At 30.7% G+C, this 17,196-nt stretch carries 15 protein-coding genes; 3 read left to right on the top strand and 12 right to left on the bottom strand.

The genetic code is table 11. The features are described from left to right. Window positions 1–106: 106 nt before the first annotated feature. Window positions 107–1,336, top strand: coding sequence for a pyridoxal phosphate-dependent aminotransferase (locus tag N456_RS13750; protein ID WP_062058213.1), 1,230 nt, complete (start codon window positions 107–109; stop codon window positions 1,334–1,336). Window positions 1,337–1,416: 80 nt separating this feature from the next. On the opposite strand, the gene N456_RS13745 is transcribed toward N456_RS13750, so the two are convergent. After that, window positions 1,417–2,580 carry an MFS transporter gene (locus N456_RS13745; RefSeq protein WP_062058210.1) on the bottom strand — a complete coding sequence of 388 codons (1,164 nt, stop codon included), beginning with the start codon at window positions 2,578–2,580 and terminating at the stop codon, window positions 1,417–1,419. 81 nt (window positions 2,581–2,661) lie between these two features. On the opposite strand from N456_RS13745, the gene N456_RS13740 reads away from it, so the two are divergent. Both N456_RS13740 and rlmF read left to right on the top strand, forming a co-directional pair. Next, the gene (locus tag N456_RS13740; protein WP_062058208.1) at window positions 2,662–3,222 is read left to right on the top strand and encodes a Crp/Fnr family transcriptional regulator; all 561 of its coding nucleotides are present in this window, start codon (window positions 2,662–2,664) and stop codon (window positions 3,220–3,222) included. Between the two features lie 63 nt (window positions 3,223–3,285). Next, window positions 3,286–4,149 carry a 23S rRNA (adenine(1618)-N(6))-methyltransferase RlmF gene (rlmF, locus tag N456_RS13735; protein ID WP_062058205.1) on the top strand — a complete coding sequence of 288 codons (864 nt, stop codon included), beginning with the start codon at window positions 3,286–3,288 and terminating at the stop codon, window positions 4,147–4,149. A 74-nt stretch (window positions 4,150–4,223) separates the two neighbouring features. On the opposite strand, the gene N456_RS13730 is transcribed toward rlmF, so the two are convergent. The 11 genes from N456_RS13730 to N456_RS13680 all read right to left on the bottom strand — a co-directional run bounded on the left by N456_RS13730 (window position 4,224) and on the right by N456_RS13680 (window position 17,182). Then, complete coding sequence (locus N456_RS13730) at window positions 4,224–5,771, bottom strand: DEAD/DEAH box helicase (protein ID WP_062058200.1); 1,548 nt, start codon at window positions 5,769–5,771, stop codon at window positions 4,224–4,226. 275 nt (window positions 5,772–6,046) lie between these two features. Next, window positions 6,047–6,238: a cold-shock protein gene (locus N456_RS13725; protein ID WP_062058197.1), complete on the bottom strand. Its 192-nt coding sequence runs from the start codon at window positions 6,236–6,238 to the stop codon at window positions 6,047–6,049. 156 nt (window positions 6,239–6,394) lie between these two features. Beyond that, a complete protein-coding gene (locus N456_RS13720) occupies window positions 6,395–7,705 on the bottom strand; it encodes a DEAD/DEAH box helicase (protein ID WP_062058194.1) in 1,311 nt (436 codons plus the stop codon). A gap of 6 nt (window positions 7,706–7,711) precedes the next feature. Next, window positions 7,712–9,052, bottom strand: coding sequence for a DEAD/DEAH box helicase (locus N456_RS13715; RefSeq protein WP_062058191.1), 1,341 nt, complete (start codon window positions 9,050–9,052; stop codon window positions 7,712–7,714). 81 nt (window positions 9,053–9,133) lie between these two features. Then, on the bottom strand, window positions 9,134–9,583 hold the full coding sequence (locus N456_RS13710) for a KTSC domain-containing protein (RefSeq protein WP_062058187.1): 450 nt from the start codon (window positions 9,581–9,583) through the stop codon (window positions 9,134–9,136). 253 nt (window positions 9,584–9,836) lie between these two features. Then, complete coding sequence (locus N456_RS13705; protein ID WP_062058184.1) at window positions 9,837–10,718, bottom strand: DMT family transporter; 882 nt, start codon at window positions 10,716–10,718, stop codon at window positions 9,837–9,839. 306 nt (window positions 10,719–11,024) lie between these two features. Next, window positions 11,025–12,725, bottom strand: coding sequence for an efflux RND transporter periplasmic adaptor subunit (locus tag N456_RS13700; RefSeq protein ID WP_062058181.1), 1,701 nt, complete (start codon window positions 12,723–12,725; stop codon window positions 11,025–11,027). Beyond that, window positions 12,718–13,431, bottom strand: coding sequence for a hypothetical protein (locus N456_RS13695; protein WP_062058178.1), 714 nt, complete (start codon window positions 13,429–13,431; stop codon window positions 12,718–12,720). The genes N456_RS13700 and N456_RS13695 overlap by 8 nt, the downstream gene beginning before the upstream one ends. Window positions 13,432–13,478: 47 nt before the next feature. Continuing rightward, window positions 13,479–15,980 carry a heavy metal translocating P-type ATPase gene (locus N456_RS13690; protein ID WP_062058175.1) on the bottom strand — a complete coding sequence of 834 codons (2,502 nt, stop codon included), beginning with the start codon at window positions 15,978–15,980 and terminating at the stop codon, window positions 13,479–13,481. A gap of 76 nt (window positions 15,981–16,056) precedes the next feature. After that, on the bottom strand, window positions 16,057–16,623 hold the full coding sequence (locus N456_RS13685; RefSeq protein ID WP_240315533.1) for a helix-turn-helix domain-containing protein: 567 nt from the start codon (window positions 16,621–16,623) through the stop codon (window positions 16,057–16,059). Window positions 16,624–16,627: 4 nt separating this feature from the next. Beyond that, complete coding sequence (locus N456_RS13680; RefSeq protein WP_062058172.1) at window positions 16,628–17,182, bottom strand: DUF3347 domain-containing protein; 555 nt, start codon at window positions 17,180–17,182, stop codon at window positions 16,628–16,630. Window positions 17,183–17,196: the final 14 nt, after the last annotated feature.

The raw sequence follows: 17,196 nt of genomic DNA, 5'->3' as shown, positions 1-17,196 counted from the left end.
TTATATGATCTGTAATTTGATGATTACATGACAATCATTTGCCTATTATAAAGCTAGCATTCTATAATAGAAAAAATTATTCTTAAAATCCACTCAAATCAACATAATGAATTCAAAAGAACTTTTATTCGATTCTGTAAACCAAAAAAATCAAAAGTTTGATCTTAATTTGTTTACTACTACAACACATAATCCTTCTTATGCCAGTTTAACCAATAATTTTAATACAATTAACGGGCTTAAAGATTATTGCATTCCTGTAAATACGTATTTTCCTCCAGATTCTGTTATGAATCAATTATATAGTAAAATTCCATATGCTATAAAATATTATCCTAGCTCTAATGATCGTATATCCGAATGCATTGCTCATTTTTCAGATATTGATACCCCAGCTCGCATTATTACAGGGAATGGATCTACAGAAATTATCTCATGGCTTAATTCTTTATTTATAAAAGATAGCCTATTCGTTCCCACACCTTCTTTTGGAAGATGGATAGAGGAACCTATAAACTTAGGTAAAAAACTACATACGATACGCTACTGTGATGAAAATGCACAACAACTCACCCCCGAAAAATTAATAGAAGCTGTTATAAAATCTGGAACAAAAAATCTTATTATCTGTAATCCTAATAACCCCACTGGGTCTATTTTTACTAGATCTGAGTTACTCTCTATTATGGGTAAATTACAACATTTAGATAACATTGTTATTGATGAATCATTTATTGATTTTTCATCAATAAATCCTCCTACAGTAAAAAATGACGTACACCTATTCCCTAATTCTTGGGTAATTAAGAGTTTAGGTAAAAATGTAGGGTTACACGGGCTTAGAATAGGGTATGCTATTAGTAATGAAGATAATATAAGTAAACTAAAGAAACACTTGCCTTATTGGAATGTGAATGGAATATCAGAAATGTTGTTGACTCTCATTCAACATGAAAAAATAGCATATAATCAAAGTAGAATCAAAGTTATTGAAGACACTAAGTATCTCGAAAATCGTTTTAAAGAACTACATTTTTTTGAAACTTTTCCTACGAACTCAAACTTCATATTTACTAGATTAGATTCTATAATTGATGGAGAGGAATTAAGAAATAGATTAATGCAAAACAAATCTTGTTTTATAAGAAATTGTGGTAATAAAATGGGCTCTACAAAACAATACTTTAGAATTGCAGCAAGAAAAAATGAAGATGTTGATTTTCTAATTGTAGCTATAAAAGAAGAAGTAACTGATATACTAAGTAATGTTTATAGTAACAGGACTTACTATCAATCTGAATTTAATAATGCTCAAGATACTTATTCAATATCATAAAAAATCTAGATTTGTCACAATTCTAAGTTTTGGTATAAGAAAAAATTTATATCAAAACTTGGAATTATATCTACTAAAAACTAGTGACGTGAAATAGGTTTAAATAGCATATATACAAATGCTAATACTGCCATTAGTGCACAAGTATATATAATTATAGGTATTCTATACATATCATCTTGATAATACCACCCAGAAAAAAATGCCCCTAAGCCAATCCCTACTTCTAAAGAGATATACATTGTAGCCATTGCTTTTCCTCTATGATCAGGATGACTCATATCGATTGTCCATGCATTTAATGCTGGAGATAATACTCCCATAGCTAATCCATAAAAACCAGATCCTATAAGCAAACCAATGGAATTATTAAAATAACCAATAATTAGCAACGACAAAATGAGCACAATAAGTCCCATTTTTATTACAATGGAGCGACCATAAATATCAGATGTTTTACCAGCAATAAATCGTACACATAAAGATGATAATGTAAAAACAATAAAAAATGTTCCTTTATTAATAATTCCTAAATGCTCACTCCAGTCAGCAATTATAGTCAGAATAACTCCAAAAGCAATATATGTAAAAAATGTTACAGTTGCTGAAGGCAAAACTTCTTTTGCAAAAAAATCATGTCTTGAAAACTGAAAAATAGAGGACTTCATAAATTTAGTTTTCAAAAGACTCTCTCTTAGATTGATGATTAAAAGAAATGATACAAATGCAATAAATGATGAACTATAAAACAATACGTTAAATGAATAATACAGTTTAATAAAGCTACCTAATGCAGGTCCTAAAGCTAATCCTGCACTAAAACATAATCCCTGAATACCTAAGGCTTCACCCAAACGATCTTTAGGTATACTATCTGCTACATATGCTGCTATTGCTGTAGGACTAAAACCTGTAGAAAACCCATGTAATAATCTTAAAAACAAAAATCCTGAAACTGTTATCATTACAGGATACAAAAAACCACATACTAAAGATACCAATACTCCTATAATCATTACAGGTTTACGACCTATTGTATCAGTTAATTTACCGCTAAAAGGTCTTGAAATAGCAGCTGTAAGTGTAAAGAGAGAGATAATTAATCCCTTATACTCTGCCCCTCCAAGGATACTTAAATATGCAGGTAACTCAGGAATTAACATGTTAAAACTAGCAGAAAAAAATAAGGAGCTTATACATACTACTAAAAATCTAGTTTTATAAATACTAGGAGGCTTATTCATCTTTTATTATATAATTTTACAATGTTCAAAGAAATAACTTCTTAAATTTATTAAAAAGGACATCTGTCCCATTACGACAAAATGATAAGAACAAATCCAGAATTATTAAGTTATACTGAAACTATATATCATAGTAATAAGCATCATATTAATATAGAGCAGTACAATCCAACAGAAAAAATAATAGAACAAAATAAAAGATATAATTGGGTCTATATTATTAAAGAAGGAGTTACTAAATGCTATTTATCTGATGAAAAAGGAAAAGATTTTATTCAAGAATTTTTAGGAAAAGGAATGGAATTTGGTGAAATAGAAGTATTTAGTAACAAACCTAGTTTTTGCTGTATTGAAGCTATAACAGAGCTAATAGTATATAAAATTTCATATACTCATTTTAATAATTTGTTAGAAAATGATAAAAAGTTTAATAAACTAATCATGAAAGCAATGGCAGAAAAAATTAGTTATAAAGCTCCAAGACATTCTTATCAGCAATACCATCCCATAGAAGAAAATATTTTAAAGATCAAAGAGAATTTCCCTGAATTTACTGAGGTAGTTTCCAAAAATGATTTGGCTAAATATTTAGGAATTACTTTAAGAAGTTTGAATAGAGCATTATCTAATTTAAAAATATAGTTTTATACCTTAATTGCATATAAGAATTGAATACACATATCTTTGTATAAAAATCCATCAAAATTGCATCCTAATAATATCCACAATAACAGCTCGTATGATTTCTCTGCATTGATAGCTACACATCCTATTTTACAGCAGTTAACTTTTATCAATACATTCGGAAATACAACTATCGATTTTTCTAACCCAAAAGCTGTTTTAGAACTAAACAGAGCTATTTTAAAGCATTATTATAAATTAATTGATTGGAATATCCCTGAAGGTTATCTTTGTCCTCCAATCCCAGGTAGAGCTGATTATATTCATCATCTAGCAGATATTTTAAGTAATAAAAAAACTAAAAATGCTGTTCCAAAAGGATTAGACATTGGTACAGGCGCTAATTGCATCTACCCTATTTTAGGCTCACAACTATATAATTGGAATATGGTAGGTGTAGACATTGATGAAAAAGCTATAGTATCAGCAACAAATAATGTAACTATAAACCCACATTTGTCTGATATGATAGAAGTACGATTTCAGTCTAATCCTGCTCATATATTTGATGGAATTATAAAAAGTAATGAATATTTTGATTTTGTGATGTGTAACCCTCCATTTCATACATCAAAAGAAGAAGCTACTAAAGGGACACTTAGGAAATTACAGAATCTAGGAAAAACTAAAGATGTACAACTTAATTTTGGAGGTCAGGCTAATGAACTCTGGTGTAATGGTGGAGAAGCGTTATTTTTAAAACGAATGATAAAACAAAGTGTGAGTTACGCTAAACAAATAGGTATTTTTACCAGTTTAGTTTCTAAAAAAGAGAATCTACCTAAATTAGAAAAACAACTAAACAAATTAAACGCTATACACTTCTCTGTAGAAATGTCACAAGGAAATAAAAAGAGCCGTTTTATAGCTTGGAGTTATAAATAATACGCTATGCGTATAGGTTTAAGAACCTATACGCATAGCGTAGTTTATTTGAAAAGGATTGCTTCCTTTAATTTTTATTCTTCCGGAGGTTTACCGTGGATATCTTCATACACTTTATCAAAATTCTCACGTAAATATGCGTTCAATTTCTTTCGATAATCATCTTTTAACCATGTTAAAAAATTATGGGTACTCTTACTAATACATTTTGCATAAGCTTGGATCCTATGATTTATATCCTCCCCTAACTTTTTTGCCAAGGCTAGAGCATCATATATATCTTCGCTATTCTCTATACATATCTTAGCGTGTTGTTCTATTGATTGTTCTAGTACTACTTTAGAGGATTGCCCTCTTTTTACAGATTCTATATAGGTATCTTTAATATCAAAATAAACTTCTTCAGAATTTGCAAACTCGGCTCTTAATTCTTCTGGCATTTCATGCCTAAATTTACCCTCTATCTCCTCATCATTAAGGAGCTTATCCATATAATAGTTAGGCGAATTAAATATTTTTTGCCAATCTAAATCTGCTCCCCAAGGACCAAAACGATGATGATTGTTTCCTAAATCAATTACCGCAAATGTAGATTTGTTTTTAAGGATACGAGAACCACGACCAATCATCTGGTAATATAACGTTAAAGATTTGGTCGCTCTGTTTAAAATAATAGTATTTACTGTAGGTTCATCAAAACCAGTAGTTAAGATACTTACAGAAGTTAAAATCGCATTTGGCGTTTCTTTAAACCACTTTAAGATTTGATCTCGTTGTTTTTTTGTAGCAGTATTATCTAAGTGTGCAATAGGATATCCTGCTGCTCTAAATGTATCATATACATGTAATGAAGTATTAATACCATTATTAAAAATTAACGTTTTCTTACCCAAAGAGTGTTTTTTATACGCTTCTAATAACTTACTGAGCATATCTCGATTAGTATACAAATCCTCTGAGGATTTTACAGTATAATCTCCATTAGATCCTACTTCTAAAGAAGTTAACCCCATATTATAACTAAAAACCTCTGCACGAGCTAAAAACTCATTATTTATTAAAGATTCTATCGTCTCTCCTACAATTAACTCATTATAATTGTCTTTCATAGGTAATTTCATGTTCGAACTCAATGGGGTTGCAGTAACTCCTAGAACAAAAGATTTTTCGAAAAACTTGAATAATTTTGTAAATGAATTATAATGTGCCTCATCAATAATAACTAAACCAATATCAGATATATCTAGTTTACCTTCATTTAATCTATTATTAAGAGTTTCTACCATAGCTACAAAGCAACTATACTCTTCTTGATCGTCTAGATTAGCTTTACTATCGACAACCTTATTAATAACACCAAAACCAGTAAGCATCTTTGATGTTTGCTTACACAACTCTATACGATGTGTCAGTACTAATACTTTTCTATTATGGTGTTTAAGATATTGTCTTACTATTTCAGAAAAAATAACTGTTTTTCCTCCACCTGTAGGCAATTGATATAATAAATGATAGTCTTCAGGTGATTCTTCAAAACTTTTAAAAATTTTATTAATAGCTCCTTTTTGATAGCTATATAGCTCTTTTCCTGTTTTCTTTTCTTCTGCTGTTATCCCAGACATATAGATTTACTTTTTTTAGGGGGTGTAAAATTAATGCCTTTATATGATTTTTGCAGGGTTTTCCTTAGGTTTTTATTAGGAATACGTAAAAATATTACTTAAAAGTAGTGCTTTGAAACACTTTTTTCAAGAAAAAAGAGGAATTAGAAGATTATATTTATTAATATTCTACTTAATCATTATGTTAAGAGTAGGTATAAAATAGTAGTATATATCACAAAAAAAGAGGGGAATTGAAAAACAATTCCCCTCTTGTACAGGTTTAAGCGTATATGTTAGATAACTTTTACGTTTACTGCATTTAATCCTTTTTTACCTTCTGTAAGATCAAATTCAACTTCATCACCTTCACGAACTTCATCTACTAATCCAGAAATGTGTACAAAATGCTCTTTGTTCGAACCTTCTTCTGTGATAAAACCAAAACCTTTAGCATCATTGAAGAATTTTACTGTTCCTTTACTCATTATATATAATTTAATTTTAATAATTACTTTTATACTGTCAAATATAATGCCATAAATTAGAAAACTCTCTTCTTCCTTTAAATATAGGGATAATACTAATTTGACATGTGCTCGAATGTCATGACAAACAGTGTTAATTCGTATTTAAGAAGCTCCTCATATACGAGTTACTCGTATCTTTTTTTTCTTAAGCCTACTGTTATTTAGCAAATTAACTAACTGATCAGCAATAGTAACAGGTACTGCAACAAAAGTACAATCTTCTTTTAACTCTATAATTCCTAATTGGTCTTTATTAATTTTGCCTTGCTTAAAAAATAATCCTGCAATATCCCCTTTAGATATTTTATCCTTTCTTCCTCCTGAAATAAATAAGGTCTCCCAATATTGAGAACGCTTTACAGATTGTTTCGTAATCGTTTCTATCTCGGTATTAGTAATAAAATCTGGAAGGCTTTCTTTTTCCCATTGTAATACATAAGCGGTGCCACTAGCATTTACTCTAGCTGTTCTACCATTTCTATGTGTAAATTCTTCAATTTTTAGAGGCAATTGATAATGAACTATATATTTTATCTCTGGGATATCAAGTCCTCTGGCTGCTAAATCTGTAGCAATAATGATTTGATGCGTTCCATTTCTAAACTTTATTAAAGAACGCTCTCTTTCTTTTTGTTCCATTCCTCCATAAAAACAACCATGATTGATATTATTTTTATTCAAGAAGTCACTTACATTTTTAATAGTATCTTTTAGATTACAAAATATGATCCCGGGTTGACCTCCTAATTGATTTAATAAATTGACTAAGGTATTCAACTTGTTTTTTGAAGAAGAGATTACCGTTTTTATTGCTAGATTAGTAACTCCCTCCTGCAAATAATCTATGATAACTGGGTTCTCTAATTTTACAAAACTAGGAACTTCAATCTCTTGTGTCGCAGAAGTTAATATACGTTTTTCTATACTAGGCAATTCATTAATAATCCCTCTCATTTCATACTCAAAACCTATTTCTAATGATTTATCAAATTCATCTAATACCAATGTTTTTATACTTTCTTTAGCAAAACGTTCTCTTCCAAAATGATCTGCTATTCTACCAGGTGTACCAATAAGAATTGATGGAGTATGTTTTAATGCTATTTTATCTCTAGAAATAGAACGTCCTCCATATACGGCATTTACTTTATATCCAGAACCCATTTCTCTAATTACTTGTTCTATTTGGATCGCTAATTCTCTGGATGGCACTAATATTAGTGCTTGTACATCTGTGCTATTACGATCTAAACCAGCAATAATGGGTAGTAAAAATGCTAAGGTCTTACCTGTTCCTGTAGGAGAAAGTATAACCGTATTTGTAGTATGTTTAATAGCAATAAGAGCCTCTTCTTGCATTGGGTTTAAGCTTTTTATTTTTAGCTTATCAAGAATATCTCGTTGCTCTTTAATGCTATTTGCCATAATAGTTTATTTTTTTTTCTTTTTAGGGGTCTCTGTTTTCAAAATGTTCCCGCTTGAATGTTGTATGAGATAATTTGCTAGCATTTTCTCTACCAGTTCTTCTTTTGTAAGATGATGAAACACTGTCTTTATTTTTTCTTTAAACTCTCCTGAGACTGAATGATTAGGCTTAGTTTTAAATATTTTTCTTGCCCATAGAAGAGCATTGTTCTCTTCAATACTCTGAGAGTTGGCTTTTTCCTGTTTCTTAAACTCAATCCTCAATACAGATTCGAATTCTGCTAAATCTTCTAATTCGTCTTCTTGTAGTACCGTTAAGGAAAGTCCCTCTGCTCCTGCTCTTGCTGTTCTTCCACTTCGGTGAACATAAGACTCAAAAGAATCAGGTAAATGATAATGTACTACATAAGATGTCTCTTTAACATCAATTCCTCTGGCAGCTAGATCTGTAGCAACAAGAATATTTATATATCCTTGTCTAAACTGTTCCATAACTCTATCTCTAATAGGCTGTGATAAACTCCCATGAATTGCTCCTGAAGAAAATTTATGTATCGCTAGATTCTTTGCTAATTTATTTACCGCAGCTTTTGTTTTACAAAAGATAATACCTTGTTTTCCTTCTTTAGAGCTAAGAAAGTGCATTAATACTTCTAGCTTTTCTATAGGTTCTACTACAATATATCTATGATCAATGCCTTGATGTCCTATAGTTTCCATATCTGCACTTACTTGAATAACGTGCTTAGACATATAATTCTGTATCATCTGTTTTATAGTCCCTGGCATTGTGGCAGTAAACAAAATAGTCCTTCTTTTTTTAGGTAAAACTGCAACAATTTTATCTAACCCATCTTTTAAAGAACTTACCATTTCATCAGCTTCATCAAGAACTAAATAATCTGAATGTTGTAAATCAATGGCATCGCGATTAATTAAATCTATTAATCGGCCTGGAGTTGCAATAACGATATGTGTCGTACTTTTCAACCCTTCTATCTGTGGTTTTATAGGAATCCCTCCACAAACTGAAATAATAGAAACATCTGGCAAATAGGTACTAAACGATTTTAGATTATCGTAGATTTGATGTCCTAATTCTCTGGTTGGAGCTAATACTACTGCTTGGATAGCGGTATTTTCTGTATCGACCAGTTGCAATAAAGGTATCCCAAATGCGGCAGTTTTTCCGGTTCCTGTTTTGGCTAAACCAACAACATCTTCTTTTTGATTTAATAAAACCGGAATTGCTTTCTTTTGTATATCGGTTGGAGTACTAATATCTAAATCTACTAATCCTTTTTGGATTGAAGCTGTAATACCTAATTCTGAAAACTGTTTTGACATAAGATGGGTTTAAACAAAGATAGACACTCTTTTTCTATGTAATGACCATAAATAAAGACTAATCATATAAACATTCTAATTTTATACTTCTTGAAGTGTTTTTTTTGATTTTCTATATAAATAAGAATTAAATATATTTCTTTTCGCAAATCTATACAGCTTGTCAGAATTCATCATTTTTATATAAACTGTCTTAGGTACACCAAAATACTCATAAGTTGTTCCGTCTAAGAATGAAATTTCTAATAGCATGCCTTTATGCTGATAGTCTGCAATACCAGATTGAGAGGTTGTAATAGCATATTCCTCTAAGTTAGAAGCTTTTGTTTCTGGAGCAATACTTACTAAAAAATGATAACCATCAATAATTTGTCGACTTTTTATTTCTGCTTCTTCCTTTTGAACATCACCTTCCTGAAATTTATCCGGATGCCATTCTTTAACTAGGTTTCTATAGCTTTTTTTTAAAGTTTTAAGGTCAATTTCTTTTTCAACATTAAACAACTTCTTGTATTCTTTGATACGTTTCATGATTAGGTTTTTCTATCGCAGGCGCGAAACTACATCTTTTTTATTGTAAGTCACTTGTTTTTAAGGATGAATACTGTAAATAAAAAAACACAAACCTATTAAAATACCAAAATACCATAAAAAACAAGCATAGCTATAGGCTATGATTCTTTTTTATTCTGTAACAAAAAAGAGTATTTTATTACAGTAAATTCAAAATGTAAATGGTATTACATCACAATATATTAATTATAGATCACTTAGTATCAACCTTTCATTTTTTATTTTTTAAAGCGAGTATATTTCCTATAAGAATAAATCCCATTCCTATAAAAGCATACATATCTGGTCGATATCCTTCAAAAATACTAGAAATAGTTAAAGCTATTACAGGAATTACTACTATGGTATATGCAGCTTTGCTTGCACCAACTCTACCTATTAAAATAAGATAGGCTGTAAATGCTACAATGGATCCAAAAATTGTTAAATATGCTAGTGAAAAAATGTAAGAAAGAGAAGTATCTATAGTTAAATCCTTACCACTAATGATAGCTATTAACAACATTGCAACTGCTCCATATACCATCCCAAAACCATTGGTTTGTATCACAGGAAGTTTAAATTTACGTTGGTTATGCGAAGAAATAATATTTCCTAATGAAGCGAAAGTGATGGAAGCAATACAAAATAGCAATCCTCTAATTTGATCGCTAGTAAAATTAATCCTTCTAAACTCTGATTGATAAATCAATATAGTCCCTAAAAGACCAAAAACAGCTCCGATTATGATATTTTTTTTGATTTTATCTCCTAAAAATAATGCTCCAAAAAATATATTTAAAAAAATTAAAGTTGAGAATGCTACTGCAACCAAACCACTACTAAGGTATAGTTCAGAGATATATACTAACCAATAATTTGTACCAAATAGTAAAACTCCTTGTAGAGCAATAAAAAAATGTTCTCGTTTTGTAAACGATAAAGGAAGTTTTCTAATTTTAGAATACCCAAGTAATATAACACCTGCTAATCCGAATCGATAAGTAACTGAGACTATAGGATCTACAACACCTAATTGATATTTAATAATATACCAAGTAGATCCCCATATTAAAGCAGGAATTATAAATAATAAGTAATTTGATTTAAACACAGACTGGATGATTATTTTTTTAAGGGTAAAGGTATCGTATTATACGTTTCTAATCATAAGGGAGAATAGGTTTTTTGTCAGATCTTTATTTGGCATCTAACCAACTCTAACTGCCTTACTGTGATTCGGATTCTTTATGAGGATAGGATACTCTCATATACCAGAACCTGTTTTTACTATTAATACTACGCTATCTTTATCGTTATCATAAATCGGAAAAATAAAAAGTAAATCATACAACTAATACTATTATCATTTTTAAAAACAAAAATTTAGAAGCTTCACATATTAAAAAAACTTACAGACTCATTTAATCGTATCAATTACACTACCGCAGTTTAGCATAGCACTACCAAAATAAGGGTTACGAATTTCTTTTTCGGTACTTATCCAGATGGCTCCTCTATTGGTATTTGCCATAGGGCATTTTTGTACATATATTGGTGTAATCATCTCATTAAAATTAGATACCAAAACTACAATACTTTCATTTAGCGTTACAAAATAAGCTCTTTGTTCTTTTAGTTCTTTAGTAATACTAATCTTATGTAACTCCTCTATAGACTTAGTAAGGTGTATTATTGTGGTTCTACTTAATCCTGTAGTTTTAATTGCTTGTAAGCGTTCTTTTGTTGTTTTAGCAAAATCAGTAACCTTAGTACTATTAGATGCTATAAATGCATCTTTCATTTTTAGGTAAGGTATAAGAGCTGTTAAGAATTCTTTTTGAAATACTTCTGATCCTGGAGCTGTTTTATTAGGTATAACACGCTCTTCTTGTATCCTATTCATCATTGATTTTTTGCCTTGGAGTTGTGCCGCAGCATCAATAGTAAAAGTTCCATTGGTTACAATCTCATCTCCATTTTTTACCCCTTCAAGAATTGTATACATATCTCCATTAACAGTACCTAATAGTACTTCTCTCATTTCAAAAACGGGCTCATTAGGGTTTGTTTTTATATATACTACAGAACGTTTTCCTGTCCATAACACTGCACTTTTGGGTACGGTAAGCTGTTCTTTAGCTGTTGTCATACCTATAATTTTTCCTGTTACAAACATTCCTGGTTTAAAAATCTGGTCTGGATTATTAAGAGTTGTTCTTATGGTAGTTGTTCTGGTTTTTATATTTAAAATTGGATCTATAAAAGAAATTGTAGCGGTATGGTTTCTATCGGGATACGCAGTTATAGTTATATCAATTTGTTGTCCTTTTTTAAATTGTGAAATTTGATTTTCATAGACCTCAAATTCCACCCATACGGTAGCAAGATTGCTTACTCTTACAATAGGTTGTCCTTGTTCTATATATGCTCCTTCTTCACTCATTACTTCTGAAACGGTACCAGAAACTGTTGCATAAATAGGAAAATTTTCCTGAACTTTACCTGATGATTCTATAGTACTGATTTGACGTTCTGAGAGTTTCCATAATTTTAATTTATTACGAACTGCTTTATATAATGCAGGTTGTGATTTTTTTAATGAAACTGCAGTAATCAACTCTTGTTGGGCTGTAATCAAATCTGGGGCATAGATTGTTGCTAATTTTTGTCCTTTATTAATTTTCTGACCTGTATAATTAACATTCAATCGTTCGATCCTACCCTTAAAATAACTCGCCTGAGTCGCATTAGCCTCTTCATTTTCTATTATTTTTCCAGATAGCGTAATCATACCATCATCACTAGCGGTATGATTTTTAATAATAGTAGTTTCAATATTTGCCAATGCCATGGCATTCTCTGTCATTTTAAACTCGTTAGCAGCAAGCCCATTTGTTATTGTTCCTGTAGGGATTAACTCCATTCCGCATATTGGACAATCACCTGGTTCTACCTGTTTTATCTGCGGATGCATCGCACAAGTCCACATTTGATGAACTGTTTCTTTTTGATGATTATGATTATCTTGTGTAGAAGTATTACTAGTTCCAAAAATTAAATAGCCTACTAATACTCCTACAAGAGCTGCACTACAGATATAAATGATATTCTTATTCATCATATTTTTTTTTCTTAATTATTCTAAGCGTTGGTGATGATATAAACCATAAGCTAAATCCACTTACAACAGTAAGTAAACCTAATAGAGAGAACAATCTTAATGTAATCGTATTAAAATTATCTCTCCCTTCATAATCCATAGTATGTGTCATCCAAAGAAAATCAAACCACCTCCAAGAACGATGTCGTACTCGCTGAAAACTTCCTTCTTGTATCGCTATATATGCTTTTACATGCTCTGGATGATCATAAGTAATCATATATGCGGGTAGTGGTCTACCTCTATACTCATGATGATTGCCTACTTCATTTATTCTTTCTATATTTTTTACTACTAATGTAGATATCATATGTTTTTTTGCAATTTGTAAGGCTTCAGCCTCCGTAATTTCGGGTGTAAACTTTCCTGTTTTTGCATCAAAAAGCTGTTTTTTATTAATCCAATAATAAGGCTGCCCTCCTACATCCCTAAGTTCTAAGGATTGTATAGAGTCCTCAGTGTATAATTCTGTTGGACTAATTAAGTTCTTAAAAGATATTGAAGAAATATTCTCGTTTCTATACTGATTTCCATGAATCTCATCAATATCTGTCCAACTAAAATAAAGGCCACTGATTGTCCATAATAAAAATTGGATTCCTAAAAAAAGACCTAAATACCTATGTGTTTTTCTAATTTTGGTCGCTACTTGTCTTTTAACCATATTTAAATTATGTATTATATTAAAAACTGATGTTTACTTTTCTCTATTTAGTCTATATGTATTGTCCTTAATCTTAATGCATTTGCTATAACTGATACCGAACTAAAACTCATTGCTAATGCGGCTATCATTGGTGACAATACGATCCCAAAAAAAGGAAATAATACTCCAGCTGCTATTGGTACTCCAATACTGTTATAGATAAGTGCAAGGAAAAGATTCTGCTTGATATTCTTCATTACTTTATCACTTATTTTTTTTGCTTTTACTATTCCTTGTACATCTCCTTTTACTAAAGTTATATTAGCACTTTCTATAGCTACATCTGTACCTGTACCCATTGCTATACCAACATCACTTTTTGCTAATGCTGGTGCATCATTAATACCATCACCTGCCATAGCTACCACTTTTCCTTGTTGTTGTAATTTTTCCACTTCTCTCAGTTTATCCTCTGGTAGCATATCTGCTTTAAAATTAGTAAGGTTAAGTTCGCTAGCTACTGCAAAGGCTGTATCATAATTATCTCCGGTGAACATTAGGATATCAATTCCTTTATCTTGTAATTCAGTAATTGCTTGCATACTGTTTTCTTTGACTTTGTCTCCTATAACTATATATCCTACAATAGTTGTATCTATAGATAAATAAGATACTGTTTTACCTTTTTTTTGATACGACTGAACACGTTTGATTAACTCACTTGCAATTGATATATCATTAGATTTCATCATTTTAATATTCCCTAACACCATTTTTTTACCTGCTATATTCCCTTTAACACCTTTTCCTGTAACAGACTCAAAATCAAAAACTTTTAAGAATTCAATATTTTGTTCTCTGCCATATTTTAAAGTTGCCTGAGCTAATGGGTGTTTACTTAAATTATTAAGTGAAATTATATACTGAATAATTTCTTTTTCCTGAAAATGTTCTCCTAAAGCTTCTACTATTTCTACAGTAGGTTTTCCTTCTGTTATAGTTCCTGTTTTATCCACAATAAGTACATCTACTTTACTTAATGTTTCGAATGCTTCTGCATTTTTGATAAGTACCCCATTTTGTGCTCCCTTGCCTACTCCAACCATAACAGACATAGGAGTAGCGAGTCCTATAGCGCAGGGGCATGCTATTATAAGTACCGCAATTGCATTTACTAAGGCATATACATAGGAAGGTTCTGGACCGTATAGTACCCAAATAGCAAATGTGATCAAAGCAATAACAACTACTACAGGAACAAAATATCCTGAAATGATATCTGCTAGCTTCTGAATAGGTACACGACTGTGACTCGCATCATTAACCATCTTAATAATCTGGGATAATACTGTATCTGAACCTATTTTTTCTGTTTTCATTAAAAAAGATTGATTCCCATTGATTGTACCACTAATCAATTGATCTCTTTCTATTTTATTCACCAGGGCTGACTCTCCTGTAATCATAGATTCATCTACCGTTGTTTGTCCCTCAACTAGTACTCCATCCACAGGAATTTTATCCCCTGGCTTTACACGAAGTATATCATTCAGCTCAATCTGATCAATAGAAATTTCTTCTTCTTTTTCTTCTATAATACGTATCGCCTTATTAGGGATCAATTTTAGCAATTCTTTAATTGCAGCATTTGTTTTACTATGTGCGCGTGCTTCTAATACTTGACCAAAGAGTACTAATGTTAAAATTACAGTAGCTGCCTCAAAATAAATATGCACTGTTCCTGTTGCTGTTTTAAATTGATTGGGAAATAAATCTGGAAAAAAAATACCAAAAACACTAAACAACCATGCTACACCAGCTCCAATTCCTATAAGTGTAAACATATTTAGATTCCATGTTTTTATAGAACGAAAAGCTCGTTCAAAAAACATCCAAGCGGCATAAAATACAACTGGTATAGAAAGTCCTAATTGAATCCAATTCCAATGTTTTAGCGCTATTATTTTATAAAGTGGGTTATCATAAAGCATTTCTGACATTGCTATTATAAAAATTGGAAGTGTAAAGAGTATGGCTATCCAAAATTTTCTTAAAAGCTTTTTATAATTCTTCTCTTCTACAGAAAGATCTGGTTTTAGTACTACTAGGTCTATACCACAAATAGGACAAGATCCTAATACATCTTTTACCACTTCGGGATGCATTGGACAGGTATATTGATCTATAATAGGTACTATTAAGCGTATTTCTTCTACCAAATCCATACCACATATAGGACAATCCTGTAGTTGGTCATATGTTTTGTCTTCCTCACAATGCATTGGGCAATAAAAAGTACCTGTTCCTTCTCCTTTAGGCTTTTTCTTTTTTACTTCTGACTGATGGTTACACTCCCCTGGTTTATGAATCTTATATCGATTGGTATCTTTTTCTAAAGCTTTTTGAAAAATATCGATTGAGATATGGGAGTTCATTTCGATAGTTGCTTCGGCTTTTTCTAGATCGACCACTGTACTGGTTACTCCTTTAACATTTCTAAGAATTTGTTCTACATGACCACGACAACCATTACAAGTCATTCCTGATATTTTATAGAGGTGCTTCATTTTTCAAGTTTTCAATGTTCAAGCAGTAAAATTATTTAGTTTATATCTTTTATCTTTTAACAATTATGGTTTGTATTTATACAATTTTGTCTAGTGGTTGTCGATCCCATGATTGTAGGCTTTGATAGTCAGTCATTGACATTCCTGTAATCGTTTTAAATTGTTTTGCTAAGTGACTTCCGCTTTTATAATTTAATGAATATGCTATTTCAGAAAAACTTAGATTTCCCATCTGAATCAATTCTTTTGTCTTTTCAATTTTAAGGCGAATAAAATAGTTTTCTATAGTTATACCTTGATTACTACTAAATAGCTTACTTATAACAGAGTATTCTTTGTTTATACGTTTGGTTATAAAACCCGATAATTTTTCTGTTAATGTACCTCCATTAGATAATTCATTGATTAGATATGATTTTATTTGCTCGATAATAAGAGTAGCCTCATCATTAATAATCTCGAAACCATTACGAATAATAATTTCATTTACCTGATTAAAATCTATGGGATTAGTATCGATATTATTAAAAATTAGTTGACCTAATTCTATTGTATGAACAGGGATTTTGGCTTTTTCAAATTCTTGTTCTAATATACGTTTACACCTATTACAGACCATATTTTTTATAAAAATCTTTTTCATCTGTTTATTTTATGATTTCTGAAACACTACCACATTTTAACATCTGATCACCAAAATATGGGTTTCTAATTTCTTTTTCTGTAGATAACCAATATCCTCCTTCGTTATTAAAAGCCATAGGACAGTATTGTTTATATACTTCTCCTGATGATAATGCGCCTCTTAACATTGCTTCCATTTGGGTAGTAACTGCTACAAACGCTCTTCTTTGTTCCTCTATATCATTGCTTGCTATGATAGCATCAATTACTGTTTTAAGCATCGTATTCTCCGTTATTTCTGCAAGCTTTTTTGCACTTGCCTTTACTTGTTGGGCGTCTGTATGTACTAAAGCTGTTTTAATATCGATATACTGTTTAAAAGCTTTACCTGTTTGTGCATTGTTAAATTGAACTGTTGCTGTTTTTATATGATTATGGTGTACATGATCTTTATTATGTTCTATATCTGAGTGAATATCCTTCTTTTCTCCCTTAGATGTAGTATTATCTTTGCAAGATAATAGTGTGCATAATACTACTGATACGATGACTAGATTATAAATTCTTAGATTCTTCATTATATTTAATTTTA

The sequence above is a fragment of the Aquimarina longa SW024 genome, assembly GCF_001401755.1.
GTDB lineage: Bacteria > Bacteroidota > Bacteroidia > Flavobacteriales > Flavobacteriaceae > Aquimarina > Aquimarina longa.
The sequence above is the reverse complement of the archived record's forward strand: the minus strand, read 5'-3'. Positions and strand labels throughout refer to the sequence as shown.